Source organism: Phascolarctobacterium sp. (genome assembly GCF_030531065.1).
Classification (GTDB): Bacteria; Bacillota; Negativicutes; order Acidaminococcales; family Acidaminococcaceae; genus Phascolarctobacterium_A.
Genome location: NZ_JAUNOQ010000006.1, coordinates 73,742 through 86,033 on the forward strand (window position 1 = coordinate 73,742; position 12,292 = coordinate 86,033).

General features: G+C 45.5%; 12 protein-coding genes. 7 read left to right on the forward strand and 5 right to left on the reverse strand.

Features of this window, described 5'->3' with window-relative positions:
* Nucleotides 1-136: 136 nt before the first annotated feature.
* Genes Q4E64_RS05540 through Q4E64_RS05550 form a run of 3 tightly spaced genes read left to right on the forward strand, consistent with a single transcriptional unit; the run spans nt 137 to nt 2,134 of the window.
* Nucleotides 137-712 (forward strand): hypothetical protein, encoded by a 576-nt coding sequence (locus Q4E64_RS05540; protein WP_303166757.1) that lies wholly within the window; start codon nt 137-139, stop codon nt 710-712.
* Nucleotides 713-731: 19 nt separating this feature from the next.
* Nucleotides 732-1,190, forward strand: coding sequence for a hypothetical protein (locus Q4E64_RS05545; protein ID WP_303166758.1), 459 nt, complete (start codon nt 732-734; stop codon nt 1,188-1,190).
* Nucleotides 1,191-1,195: 5 nt separating this feature from the next.
* Nucleotides 1,196-2,134 carry a hypothetical protein gene (locus Q4E64_RS05550; RefSeq protein ID WP_303166759.1) on the forward strand — a complete coding sequence of 313 codons (939 nt, stop codon included), beginning with the start codon at nt 1,196-1,198 and terminating at the stop codon, nt 2,132-2,134.
* Nucleotides 2,135-2,510: 376 nt separating this feature from the next.
* Here Q4E64_RS05550 and Q4E64_RS05555 read toward each other — a convergent pair whose 3' ends face one another.
* Both Q4E64_RS05555 and Q4E64_RS05560 read right to left on the reverse strand, forming a co-directional pair.
* Nucleotides 2,511-3,656, reverse strand: a complete 1,146-nt coding sequence (locus Q4E64_RS05555) for a Fic family protein (RefSeq protein ID WP_303166760.1) — start codon at nt 3,654-3,656, stop codon at nt 2,511-2,513.
* Between the two features lie 323 nt (nt 3,657-3,979).
* On the reverse strand, nt 3,980-4,780 hold the full coding sequence (locus tag Q4E64_RS05560) for an Rpn family recombination-promoting nuclease/putative transposase (RefSeq protein ID WP_303166761.1): 801 nt from the start codon (nt 4,778-4,780) through the stop codon (nt 3,980-3,982).
* Nucleotides 4,781-5,020: 240 nt separating this feature from the next.
* Here Q4E64_RS05560 and Q4E64_RS05565 point away from each other — a divergent pair, with 240 nt between their 5' ends.
* The 4 genes from Q4E64_RS05565 to Q4E64_RS05580 all read left to right on the forward strand — a co-directional run bounded on the left by Q4E64_RS05565 (nt 5,021) and on the right by Q4E64_RS05580 (nt 9,490).
* Nucleotides 5,021-6,169: a DUF4143 domain-containing protein gene (locus tag Q4E64_RS05565; protein WP_303166762.1), complete on the forward strand. Its 1,149-nt coding sequence runs from the start codon at nt 5,021-5,023 to the stop codon at nt 6,167-6,169.
* A 293-nt stretch (nt 6,170-6,462) separates the two neighbouring features.
* Complete coding sequence (locus Q4E64_RS05570; RefSeq protein ID WP_303166763.1) at nt 6,463-7,419, forward strand: TIM barrel protein; 957 nt, start codon at nt 6,463-6,465, stop codon at nt 7,417-7,419.
* 65 nt (nt 7,420-7,484) lie between these two features.
* Entirely contained in the window at nt 7,485-8,237 is a 753-nt protein-coding gene (locus Q4E64_RS05575; RefSeq protein ID WP_303166764.1) for a hypothetical protein, read from the forward strand.
* 2 nt (nt 8,238-8,239) lie between these two features.
* On the forward strand, nt 8,240-9,490 hold the full coding sequence (locus Q4E64_RS05580; RefSeq protein ID WP_303166765.1) for an ATP-dependent DNA helicase RecQ: 1,251 nt from the start codon (nt 8,240-8,242) through the stop codon (nt 9,488-9,490).
* 86 nt (nt 9,491-9,576) lie between these two features.
* Here the strand turns inward: Q4E64_RS05580 and Q4E64_RS05585 are convergent, their stop codons facing one another.
* From Q4E64_RS05585 to Q4E64_RS05595, 3 genes are read right to left on the reverse strand one after another with little or no spacing between them, the layout of a single operon-like run.
* Nucleotides 9,577-10,854: an MFS transporter gene (locus Q4E64_RS05585; protein ID WP_303166766.1), complete on the reverse strand. Its 1,278-nt coding sequence runs from the start codon at nt 10,852-10,854 to the stop codon at nt 9,577-9,579.
* 37 nt (nt 10,855-10,891) lie between these two features.
* Nucleotides 10,892-11,440, reverse strand: a complete 549-nt coding sequence (locus Q4E64_RS05590) for a TetR/AcrR family transcriptional regulator (protein WP_303166767.1) — start codon at nt 11,438-11,440, stop codon at nt 10,892-10,894.
* 27 nt (nt 11,441-11,467) lie between these two features.
* Nucleotides 11,468-12,142 carry a metal-dependent hydrolase gene (locus Q4E64_RS05595; protein ID WP_303166768.1) on the reverse strand — a complete coding sequence of 225 codons (675 nt, stop codon included), beginning with the start codon at nt 12,140-12,142 and terminating at the stop codon, nt 11,468-11,470.
* Nucleotides 12,143-12,292 lie beyond the last annotated feature (150 nt).

Sequence of the window (12,292 nt, forward strand, 5' to 3'; positions counted from 1 at the left end):
GACAAAGCGGCTAGGGTATTAGGTTGGCAGGCAAGAAGAGATTTGGCTGCTATGTGCAGAGATGCATGGAATTGGGAAAAGAGCAAGATGTGATTAAAGTAATTTAAGTGCATTATTATAGTAGGATAGAGGTGCTATGATGGAAATAAGTTGTTTTTGGATTACAGTAATATTATTATTTCTTATAGGACTGGCATTTAATTATTGTTCAAATAGTGATGCTCAAGGAAAATGTGCCCAAAAGGAATGCATCAGATTAACTAAAAGAGATTTTAAATATTCTATGTTTATAATGTTAGGCATAATTATTGTATTGGTTACTAGTAAGTGTGGAGATAGTGCTCAATTACTTAACTATATATCTTTTGGCAGTACGCTATCATCAATAATACTTTCTGTTTTAGCTATCATTATGACGATATTAGCAGAATCAAAGAATGATGCTGTAAAAACAAGATTGGAGAATTTAACTACTATTATTGAAAATGCTTCTAGTAACATTAGTCAACAAGTCACTAGCACATCTAGAATTTATTCAGAGATGGGACAAAGATTTTCTGATTATGAAAATCTTCTCAATAATCAAAGCCAAATACTTAATAGGGTAGAAGAGCATACTAGAAATATAGAAGAGAGAATTGCTAGAAGAGATTATCAAAATATAAGTGATGGCTGGATGAATATCAATATGGATGGTGAAAAAGATGAATAGGGAAGAAGTTTTGGAGTTTATGAATGAAATAGATATATCTGTAGTAGCTTTTCCGAAAGAAAGTAATGGCGTGGTAGCCTTTGAACCTCTGCGTAAGATTACTACTATGGAAGGAAAAATAAATTTTTCTGCTTTAATAACTATAGAATATAAGAAAGAACTAACTTATGAATTAACATTAAATTTACTAAAATTAGTTTCGAATACAGAGAGTCAAGTTAAAGCTTTCAAATTGGGTAAAATTAGATTTAACGATCAGAATCAACTAATAAGCGATGATGAAGTGCTAAAATCTGATACAAGTAATAATGCTAAGCTCATAGATGTAAAACCATATGAGCACACTAAAACGATTAGATATAATTTTAATAATGTACCGTTGGATGGTAGTGGTGTGTACTATCTATCGGTAGGAATTGATGATGGAGATAACTTTTTCTCACTTAAAAGCGTTCCTATAGAAGTGACTAGTATATAATAATTATGAATAAAAATTTAACTGTTTTGAGATATAAAAACAAAATATTAGAATTAATAAAGAAACAAAAGATAAAGTGTAAAACGAGGTTGCGACAGTTTCTTATAAAGATAGCAGAATTTTTTACTTGTAATAAACTGCTGATAATAACTTTAACAATAGCGCTTGTCATGCTAGTGATTTGTTCATTAGTATTCCCGAATTTTGATATACAATCCTTGGCAATCAATATTTTGGCTAGTTTTATTATGGCGTGTTACTCTATCTTGATCGCGGATAGAATTGTAAAACAAAAAGCAACTGCCGAATTAAAACCCAAAAGAATATGCTTGTACAGAGAAGTACAGATTTTTGCCACGAGATTTTTGCATCTATTTGAAGAGATGTATGGATTATCTGTCGGCAAAAAAGAAGATATTTCTAGCGACAAATTTTTTTCAGTTGAGGTTATGACAGAAATATACGCTTTATTGAATCTAGAAACGGAAGCCAATGTTTGTCCAAGACAATGCTGGAGATATTATATTATAAATAGTGCTATTCAATTTCGTAATGATATCGATAGAATATTAAATGTATATGGACCGTTCATGGAGTCAGAATTATTTAGAGCACTATATAGATTATCTATAGAAAGTCCGTTATATAGCTGGGCAAATATAATGCAACAAGTTTACATATATGATCTTTCAGAGGGATTTCCAAGGTGTCCTCTTTTAATAAGTTATTCTCCAAAATTTTCAACGAAGGATTTGGAAGATATAAAATATATTTTGTCTTGGTGTAATCGTGAATATCAGTGTTTAAAGGAAGAAGGAGTATATAAAGTTCCAGAGATAATAATGCTTTCTCAATATGCAGAAGAACCTAGATGTAGAATTTCCAGTGAAGACTTTCAAAGATTTAGTACAGAAATTAATGAATATAGAAATACTAAGAAGTGATAATGGCTAGTCGGTTATACTGTATTTTATAAAAATCGTAAGTAAAAAAGGACGGCCTGCGCCGTCCTCTAGCGAGCAATATGAAGTTGTGTCGAGGGCTATACGCGGATAGCTTGAACTTGTTCTAGCGGCAAGTTGGTCGCAATTATAATTCAGAGTTGTATATTTAAGAAGATTTGCCACACTATCACGGTGAAATTGTCACACCTTTACGGGCAAACTGCTACACTTTCACGGAGTCGGCCACATGCAGATTTTTTCCGCGAGCGATACTTGCACGCGATTTTAGCTACACGCTTTCGCATTAGAGCGTCACTGCTGTTACAACTTTATTATAGCACTTCAAAGCATATCTCTTAGGGGATTAATGTCTAGATTAGGTGTTTTTCCGAAGAATGTTTAAGTATTCGGTATAAGAATAAATTTTGGCCTTTCCGAATTTGGCAGTCTGTTCTAAAATGCCGTCATTAACAAGAATTGAAACTGCTTTTGCTACCGTATTATAGGATATTCCGAGATTGGTTGCTGTTTTTTGAATGTCAATAATAGGGTTGGACTCCAGATAAGCGAACACTTTAAGAACGCTTATGCGCTGTCTTTTAGTGAGAGCGTCAAACATTGCGGTACTTTTATTATGCAGAGCAGTAAGTTGGTCAATGGTGTGAATGGCATCTTCGGCAGAATCTGCAAAAGCCTGAAGGAAAAAGGTTACCCATTGTTCGTAATTACCGGTACGACGTACCTGAGTCATGCGATCATAATACTCGATACGATTCATTTTAAGATAATAAGATATATAAAGTGCTGGCGTTGACAAGATACCCTTTTCCATTAGGAAGAGGGTGATAAGCAGCCTGCCAACACGTCCATTACCATCAAGGAAAGGATGAATGGTTTCGAATTGGTAATGAATTAAAGCTGCCTGAATCAATGAGTCGAGAGTATCGTTGCTGTTGATATACTTCTCAAGGTCAGACATGGAGTTTAACATGTCGTCTGGATTAGGCGGAATGTATCGGGCGTTTTTGATGGTACTTCCCTGACCGCCAATCCAATTCTGAGAGTAGCGGAATTCTCCGGGATTTTTTTCCTGACCTCTCACACTTTCCAAAAGAACTGCATGGGTTTCCTTAATCAGACGGTTACACAAGGGGAGAGTTTTTAAGCGCTTCAGTGCAAATTCTGTCGCACGGATATAATTAACGACATCGGAAATATCCCTATTTGTGTTATCTTCTATATAAGGATTCAGAATATCCTCAAGGGTACACTGTGTCCCCTCAATCTGTGAAGAGAGCAAGGCTTCTTTTCGCACATACATGGATACAAAAAGGTTCATGCTTGGTATGCGGAAAGATAAACTTTCGAGTGTGGCAATTTTTTTGTTTGCATCAATTAGTTTTGTGAGTAACTCGCCTGACACATCAATAGGAGGGTTTGGTGGGAGAGGAGTCGGACGAAATGATTTATATGCCATTTCGCCTGACAGATTGCTTACAAGATTTCCAGCGCGATTTGCCATTGTCGTATCCTTTCCTCCGAAGTAATCGGAAAATGAAATTTCTGAGGTAATTTTACCATAGAAATTTCAGCAAATCAACATTTAAAAGATTATTCTTATAGAAGAAATTTCGAAAAAATAATTTTGCTGAAATTTCTTGAGGGAAAAGTCTGTAGGAATTTCAAGTTTAAGAAATCACAGTTTATTTTTAGCTAGTTTTATAAAAATCGCAAGTAAAATAGGACGGCCTGCGCCGTCCTCTGGTTTGCAATATGCAGTTGTGGCGTGGGCTATACGCGGATTGCTTGAACTTGCTCTAGCGGCAAATTAGTCGCAATTATAATTTATAGCAATGCAATATATGTTGCCCAGTCCTTTTTATCGATGTTGAGAGCGATTAATGCTTGCTCAGTAGTCCAGTTTTGGGAAATTTTCAGGCTTTTGATTGACGATAATGTAGCTTTAGCTTCGCCTTGGGCAAAACCTTCCTGTTTAAGTTCTTCCATAATCTTACACATAGTCTGCACTCCTTCCTCAGTTTCCTTAAAATATTTTACACGTTGTTTTAATTCATGATAATGCATATCGCTGGCATTGGTGCAGAAAAAATCGTGCATCAGCCTGCTTAATGCAGTTTGCTCATAACGGCAATTGCCGTTGACATAGATAATGTGGGAGCCATCGTTAAAGGGTTCGCCACTTTCGTCAATTTTACGCTCGATATGGTAGATGGGCTTGTCCTTGCCAAGTACGTCGGTTTCCGTGATGAAGATGACGTAAGTGTCAAAGAGCGTGCGGTAGTCGACGCTTTTAGGAAAGTGCGCCGTATCGATTGCGCCTACGTAATAGCGGGCGCGCTGCGGCGAGGCGCCATCCGGTTTGCTTTGTACTTCTACGTTTAGGTAACGACCACAAGCGTCTTGGGCTAGTACGTCCAATTGTACGGAATGTCCGGACAGGTTGGTAAGCGTATATTGGCTCAGGTATTTGACTATCTTAATTTTATCATCCTGAAGAATGATACGCAAGAGCAGCTCCGTGGCGGGGGTGTTGTTTTCAAAGACTTTGCGCATGAAGGTGTCGTCAATAAGACGCAGCCTGGCGAGTTTTTCCAGGTATTCGGGTTTGACAAATTCGTTGGGCATAGTTTCATCTCCTTTGATTTAATATGTTGGGGGTGAAAACTCATAGGTAGAATGCGGCGCAAAATAAAAAGCAGTACCGGCGCTTCGCAAAAACGAAGCGCAAGATACTGCTAAAATAGATACCATGAGGTAGCGCCCTACTTATGTAATTTTCGTATAAATTATATCATGCGATTGAATGCTAAGGCAAGTAATAGTAGTATAGAAAATTCAGATAAATATGTTTCCGGAAAGGCAATTATGTCCAATTTACAAAGAATTATTCGCAATCTACAAATGAATAATAAGCTGGTCGTTCTGCGTACCTGCGGCAGCGAGTACCAAAATGAGCTGCTGGCGGCGTTGACTGACGGGTATAATGCGCTTGATTTGGCGTTACCCAATATGCGTATGCAGGTGGAGCAGAATCCCGCGGCTTTTGTGCGCAGCTTGCCGTTGCCGGTGTTTTTGCAAAATTTGCACTGCGCGCCGTCCTTGCTGAGCTGCCTGCTGCAAAGCGAACTGCCTTGGAACAAGATAATTGCCTGCTGCAGGCAGAGCTGCTATCTGCAGGAAAAAGCCGAGAGTTTCGCCGGTACAGCCGTTTTTCTTGATTTGCCGCTGACGGCTCAGGCACGGGAGCCATTTATTCCAACGGCTGCGTATTTAGCTGCTGGCGTAAGTAAAAGACAGAGCAAAGATATTCTACCGCTGATAGTTGACGGAAGCTGGGGGCAGCAAACTGCGGCTTATGTTAACAGCCTGCTACAGCATGACATTATGGAGCATACTACGGTGAAGGACGATATTAAATTCTTCCGCTTCTTGTGCGCTGCAGCCAGTATGGCCGGGGGTGTGGTTAATTATGCCGTTTTGGCAAATAATGTGGGCATCAGCGCGCCGACGGCGAAGCAGTGGCTGCAATTTCTGGAGGGCGCGGGAGCGGTTTATTTTGTACAGCCGCTTAATACTGTTATAGCAGGCCGTCGTTTGGTGAAGGCGCCGAAGCTTTACTTCCGCGATACGGGCGTGGCTGCCTATCTGCTGCAAATTGCGGATGCTGCGGCTTTGCTGCCCGGAGTTTATTTTAAAAGCTTGTATGAAAATTATCTGGTAAGCAGGCTGCGGGAAGGTTTTTTGCAGCAGGGTTTGCCTTTTCAGGCTGAATTTTATCGCGATTCCAATAATAAGGAAATTACGCTGCTGCTGCGCGACGCTTTTACAATGTATCCTGTGATTATCAGCAGTACGGAGATCAAGGCGGCGAAACTGCAAAGGCTACTGAGTTTGCTGCAGCCGTATATTGAAAATAATAGTATTACTTTAGGAAACGCTGTGCTGCTGACTTTGAGCGGGTCAAGCGGGCCAGTGGCGCCAGGCGTTTGGCAGATGGACGCAGGCTGCATATAATAAGGTAGGATATTGCCTTGTATATGCACGCCTGCGTTTGTTTTACAAGCGGCGTTTATCCTGTCAAAAGAAAAGGCTGTTGCCAAAAAAAGCTGATGATGATATAATGAAATACAGCGATATTAAAACTTATTCTTAATTTCGCTTTAGAGATTTGTTTGCATTTGCTATCATTTTTGAGCGATGTGAAAAATGCTTGTATATTGTGGACTGCTGCATGGTTGCAGTCCTTTTTAGTAGATTTATCGCCGCGGTAGAACAGCGCTGCGGCGGCAGGAAGGGCAGGATACAGAATGACTAGGCATTTATTTAATTATTGCGCTATTGAATGGTACGAAAAAGAGCTGCGGGAAAAGGGCTGGAAACTGGAGGAACTAGTCGCCTCTTTGGGTGTGGACGGCATCGAGCAGTTTGTTTATTCCTTGGAGCCTGTTCCTGGTCAGTATAAGGATTTAACCGTAGGCGTGCATTTGAATTATTGGCCCTATTGGATGGATTTCTGGCTGAAAAAGGCCAAGCGCTTGAAGCAGCAGTTCCGCAATATCCGCGAACGCAATAAATATTTTAAGGACGCTATGAGCTGCGACGAATGGCTGTCGGTTATTCGCCGCAATATCGGCGCGGCTGTGGCGCAGAACCCGGAATATCTGGTGTGGCATGTGGCCGAGGCCAACAACGAGGAAATTTTTACCTACCAATTTAATTACAGCGACCGAGAGGTGCTGACTGCCGCCGCCGAGGTCTTTAACGCGGTGTGCGACGAGATCCCCGCTAACGTGGCCGTGTATTTTGAAAATTTGTGGTGGCCCGGCCTGCGCCTGACCGACGTGCGCAATGTCAAATATTTTTTCGAGCATCTGCACCGTGATAACGTGGGTATTATGCTGGATACGGGCCATTTGATGAATACTAATCTGCGTTTGAAAAGCGAAGCCGAAGGCGCGGATTATGTGTGCCGCGTTTATGAGAAGCTGGGGGATTACAGGCAGCTGGTTAAGGGCGTGCATTTGAGCTGTTCCTTGTCCGGCGCTTATCAGCGGAGTCTGAGCCATCAGGTGCCGGAGGATTTGAGCATGGAGCGGATATGGAAGCACGTTACTTCCATCGACCAGCACCAGCCATTCCATACGGAGGCGGCGAAGAAAATTTTGGATACCATTCAACCGGAGTATGTGGTACACGAGGTGGGCTACGACAGTATGCAGGATTTGCGCGAGCAGCTGCCAATACAAGTGCAGGCCTGCCGGTAAGTAAAAATAGCAGCCAGGAGCCAAGACTCTTGGCTGCTGCTGTTTTTAGGATTAAGGAGTATGAAATGCTAAAAAGGAGTATAGCGATAATTGCTTCTTTGCTGGCTTTGGCTAACGGCGCTGCGGCTAAGGAGACTGCGAGCTATTATCTCACGGATAAACTGAAGGGCTACAGCAAGGGCGAGTTCGTCGTATTGAAGGACGACGACGTGAACTTTCGCAGCGCACCGGAAAACGGCAAGGTGCTGAAGGTTTTGCAGCACCACGCGCTGCTGCGGGTGCTGGACCATAAGGGCGACTGGTTGGAAACTGACGCCGACGGCGTGCGGGGCTATGTGTACGCTTCCTTTACGGGCGAGGGACTGCGGGACGAGTTGACGGCCGAGGATTTTGATTTGACGGTTTACGCCGCTTTGGGGGAGCGCTTTGACGCGGACAAGGCGGAGGAAAGCTTAGGCAAGCTGCTGGATAAAAGACTGCTGGAAGGAAAGAAGCGCTGGCTGTACCGGTACGATAAGGCGGAGCTTGTGGTGGACAAGCGGAAGCAGACGCTGGAGGCAATCAAAATATTGGATAAGAATTATATTACTATGCGCGGCGTCAGCGTCGGCGATAACGCAGGCCGGGCGGTAGGGCAGTACGGCGAGCCTGACGCCGTGACCTACGGCGTCGGCGGCGTGTGCTACGAATATTTTTGGCAGGACGAGCAGCAGCAGCCGTTGCGCTTCGCGCTTTATGTTAATCAGGACAGCAGCGTAACGGGCATTTTGCTGGAACGGCTGGATAAAAAAGCCTGGAAAAAGCTGGCGCAGGGATAAATATGGCAAGACAAATCGACAGCGCTTTTCTGCACCGGGCTTTGCGGCATTATTACGGCTACGACAGCTTTCGGCCGGGGCAGGAGAAAATTATTCAGGAAATTTTGCAGGGGCGGCCCGTGCTGGCCGTGCTGCCGACGGGAGCAGGCAAAAGCGTCTGCTTTCAGCTGCCGTCGCTGCTGCTGAAGGGCGTGACGCTGGTGATTTCACCGCTGATATCCTTAATGAAGGATCAGGCTGAGGCTTTGACGGCGCGTGGCATTCCGGCGGCTTATTTAGACAGCAGCATGACGGGCAACGAGTACGGCAAGGTGCTGCATGCGGCCTTGAACAAGCAGTGCAAATTTTTGTATGTAGCGCCGGAGCGGCTGGCTAATCCGCAGTTCGTGGCCTTTGCTCAGCGCGCTTATATTACCATGGTGGCGGTGGACGAGGCTCACTGCGTATCCCAGTGGGGGCACAGCTTCCGCAAGGATTATTACAATATTCCGCAGTTTTTGCAGTGCCTGCCTGTGCGCCCGCTGCTGGCGGCTTTTACGGCTACGGCGACGCCCTTGGTGCGCCGCGATATTTGCAGCCGTTTGGAAATGCTTGGCACCGAGGTGGTGGTGACGGGCTTTGACCGCCCCAATCTGCATTTTGCGGTGGAGCGCGCGCAGGATAAGGACAGGTCGCTGCTGAATTTTTTAAATAAGCATGAGGGGCAGTGCGGTATTATTTACTGCGCTACCCGGCAAAAGGTGGAGCTGGTTACTAAGCTGCTGCTGCGGCAGGGGCATTTGGCGCTGCGCTATCATGCGGGGCTGACTCCCGGCGAACGGCGGGAAAATCAAAATTTGTTCGTCAGCGGGCAGGCGCCGCTGATTGTAGCGACCAACGCCTTCGGCATGGGCATCGATAAGGCGGACGTGCGCTTTGTGGTGCATTATAATATGCCCAAGGATATTGAAAGCTACTATCAGGAGGCGGGCCGTGCAGGGCGCGACGGGCTGCCGTCGGAATGTCTGCTGCTGTACGACAGGGCTGATATTGCGGTCAACACCTACCTTATCGGCCACGAGCAGCCGGATCTGGCGTGGAAGGAGCACGAGCTGCAGCTGTTGGAGAAAATGATTTTTTACTGCAATACCTCCGGCTGTCTGCGTAAGGTTTTATTGGAATACTTTGGGGAGCAGGCGCCGCTGCGCTGCGATAACTGCGGCAACTGCGACGTTAATAAAAACGCCAGCTGGCGCAGGTTTCTCCATATATAAAAATACAGACATAAAAAGCGAAATACCGTTAGGGGAAATTTCCTTGGCGGCATTTCGCTTTTTGTTTTGACGAGCGCAGCGCTACTCTAGCTTCGTTTAAATAATGTTACCGTAAACGCGGCTGCAATTAGCAGCAAAGCGATAAGCATGGAGTTGCGGTAGATAAGCGCAATATCCGCGACGTTAGCGTTGTAAGCAACCATAACGGATAAGCCTATGGAACAGCCTATTTGATGCGCTACGTTGACCATACCCGAAGCGGCTCCCGCGTCTTCTAACATTACGTTTTTGATACCTAGGTTGGTCATCGGGCTCGTGGCCAGACCTTGCCCCAAGCCCAGCAAAGCCATGGGGACGGCTACGGCTGACCAATACGAAGGGCTGGCGTGCCAAAACGCAGCGATAGCGAAGCCCAGCGACAATAAGGAAAAGCCTGCGAAAAGCGTTTTGCCGTCGCCCCAGGCGAGCGTCAGGCGGGGAACCAGCATGGCTCCGGCAAAGGTAAAGAGCGTTAAGGGGAAGAAGGCGAAGCCTACTTGTAAGGGCGTGAAACGAAAAATTTCCTGCATATATTGCGAAACGAAAAAATAATAGCCCATCATGGACCCGGCAAATAACAGGCGGGCTATGTAGGCTCGGCTGCGAAAGCCTGCGGTAAATAAACGCAAGGGCAGCATGGGGAAGGGAGCGCGTTTTTCCGTGCGGACGAACGCCGCAAGTCCGCCTGCCGCGACAGCCAACCACAAGAGAGGTTCTTGCGCACCGTTGATAGCATAAACTAAGCTGAAAACGGCTACTATGGAATAAATTGTTCCGGCAATATCAAAACGGGCTTGGGCGCAGTTGCCTTTTCTTAATGTTCGGCAGGAGATGAACAGCATTAGCAGCGTCAACGGCACATTGATAAAAAAACCGTAACGCCATGAAAGAAAATCGGCGAAAGCGCCGCCCAGCACCAGCCCGACGCACATACCCAGACCAGATACGGAGCTGTACCAGGCGATGGCCGTAACGCGCTCCTGTCCGTCAAAGTAATCCATGAGCAGCGCCAGCGCGGTGGGAGCCAGCAACGCGGCGCCCACGCCTTGCAAAAAGCGGGCGCCAATCATCAGGGGAACGGACCAAGCGGCGCCGGCCAGGAGCGAACCTATGCAGAAGAGGACGAGCGCGGCGTTGAGCACGCTTTTCCTGCCGTAAGCGTCGCCTAAGCGGCCGCTGAACAGCATGAGTCCGCCGTAGGCCAGCACATAAATATTTTGCACCCACGATAGCGACGTTTGGTCGAGCGCTAAATCCGCCGCAATCTTTACTTCGCCGGTAAAAATTATGGAGCAGTCGATGGCGGTTACAAAATAACTGAGCATAACGATAAAAAGAACTAACTTCTTTTGCGTGGTCATGTTAAAGCGCCTCGTATTTTTTCACTAAAAGCGCGTGGCATTCCGCAAGCATGTCAGCGGCTTTGTCTAAATCCCAGACGCAAAAGTCCGTCGCTACCATCGAAGCGACGCCGTGCGCGTGCATCCAAAGCTGGTCGTGCAAACGGTGCGCTTCTTCGGCGTCGATTTTATATTTTCCTTTTAGCTTTGCGATAGCGTCGCGCATAATCGGCGCAAGCGCGTCTTGCAGTTCGCTGAAAGCGTTAGGGCGCATGAACAAGAAGCGGAATAAATTTTTTTCTTTTTTGGCAAACTCTACATACTTTATTCCGTATAAATTGATTTCGCCGTTCTTATCGGCGATTGCTTGTAAAAATTCGCCGACGGCCAGCGACGACAATTTGTCGCGTAAAGCGTCCATGCTGGCGAAAGAAAGATAGATAGGTTGCGTGGAACAATTTAACTCCTTGGCCAGCGCTTTTACGTTGACCGCGTTTATCCCGCCGCTTTTGAGCATGGAGAAGGCAGCTTCGAGAATCATTTGCTTAGTAATTTGTTTTTTTGCCGGCATGACGCGTCCTCCTTAAAATTTTGTCGCTTATTCGATGTCGATTGTTTCACCTTGTTTGACGACGAGCGCTTTGCAGTTCGTCTTACTTTCTACTTCTGCTTTAAATGCATAAACGTCTTGCGCCAGCATTGGCCAGGTGTTGTAGTGGATGGGAATGACGTATTTGGCTTGTAGAAATTCGCAGGCTATGATAGCGTCCTGCGGCCCCATCGTAGAATTGCCGCCGATGGGCAGCACGGCGTAATCGAAGGGGTCGAGCCTGGGCAGCAATCGCATATCGCCAAAGAGCGCTGTGTCGCCCGCAAAATAAAGCTTCGTGCCGTAAAAATCAACTACAAAGCCGCAGGCATGGCCGCCGGGAACGCCTGCGCCGTGGAAGGCGGGCGTTACGCGTACCTTGCCGAAGGGAAATTTATACGTGCCGCCGATATGCATAGCGTGCGCTTGACAGCCCGCTTCCGTAGCCAGGGCGGCTATTTCGGCGGTGGAGATAATCGTAGCGCCGCAATGTTTTGCGATTTCAAAGGCGCTTCCGAGATGATCGAAATGACCGTGGCTGATGAAAATATAATCCGCTTTGATATCTTTAGCGGTCAAGCCTTGGGGGTTGCCATCTAAATAAGGGTCGAAGACGATGGCCGCATTATTTTTGGCGACAACGCAGCAGGCGTGGTTGATATAATGAAATTTTGCCGTTGACATGAGTAGACTCCTTTCAATAAACTAGTTTATTAATAAATAAGTTTATTTTAATGCCGCAGTCAAAAATAGTCAAGAGGAATATAAGCATAATTGGGTGTAGAAAAAGGACTTAGCCGCGATGAGCTAAGTCCTAAATTTTTTGTGATTATC

Excerpts from the sequence above, each read along its gene's own strand:
- Q4E64_RS05540 (WP_303166757.1), top strand. The coding sequence starts at position 137 with ATGATGGAAATAAGTTGTTTTTGGATTACAGTAATATTATTATTTCTT.
- Q4E64_RS05545 (WP_303166758.1), top strand. The coding sequence starts at position 732 with ATGAATGAAATAGATATATCTGTAGTAGCTTTTCCGAAAGAAAGTAAT.
- Q4E64_RS05550 (WP_303166759.1), top strand. The coding sequence starts at position 1,196 with ATGAATAAAAATTTAACTGTTTTGAGATATAAAAACAAAATATTAGAA.
- Q4E64_RS05555 (WP_303166760.1), bottom strand. The coding sequence starts at position 3,656 with ATGGCAAATCGCGCTGGAAATCTTGTAAGCAATCTGTCAGGCGAAATG.
- Q4E64_RS05560 (WP_303166761.1), bottom strand. The coding sequence starts at position 4,780 with ATGCCCAACGAATTTGTCAAACCCGAATACCTGGAAAAACTCGCCAGG.
- Q4E64_RS05565 (WP_303166762.1), top strand. The coding sequence starts at position 5,021 with ATGTCCAATTTACAAAGAATTATTCGCAATCTACAAATGAATAATAAG.
- Q4E64_RS05570 (WP_303166763.1), top strand. The coding sequence starts at position 6,463 with ATGACTAGGCATTTATTTAATTATTGCGCTATTGAATGGTACGAAAAA.
- Q4E64_RS05575 (WP_303166764.1), top strand. The coding sequence starts at position 7,485 with ATGCTAAAAAGGAGTATAGCGATAATTGCTTCTTTGCTGGCTTTGGCT.
- Q4E64_RS05580 (WP_303166765.1), top strand. The coding sequence starts at position 8,240 with ATGGCAAGACAAATCGACAGCGCTTTTCTGCACCGGGCTTTGCGGCAT.
- Q4E64_RS05585 (WP_303166766.1), bottom strand. The coding sequence starts at position 10,854 with ATGCTCAGTTATTTTGTAACCGCCATCGACTGCTCCATAATTTTTACC.
- Q4E64_RS05590 (WP_303166767.1), bottom strand. The coding sequence starts at position 11,440 with ATGCCGGCAAAAAAACAAATTACTAAGCAAATGATTCTCGAAGCTGCC.
- Q4E64_RS05595 (WP_303166768.1), bottom strand. The coding sequence starts at position 12,142 with ATGTCAACGGCAAAATTTCATTATATCAACCACGCCTGCTGCGTTGTC.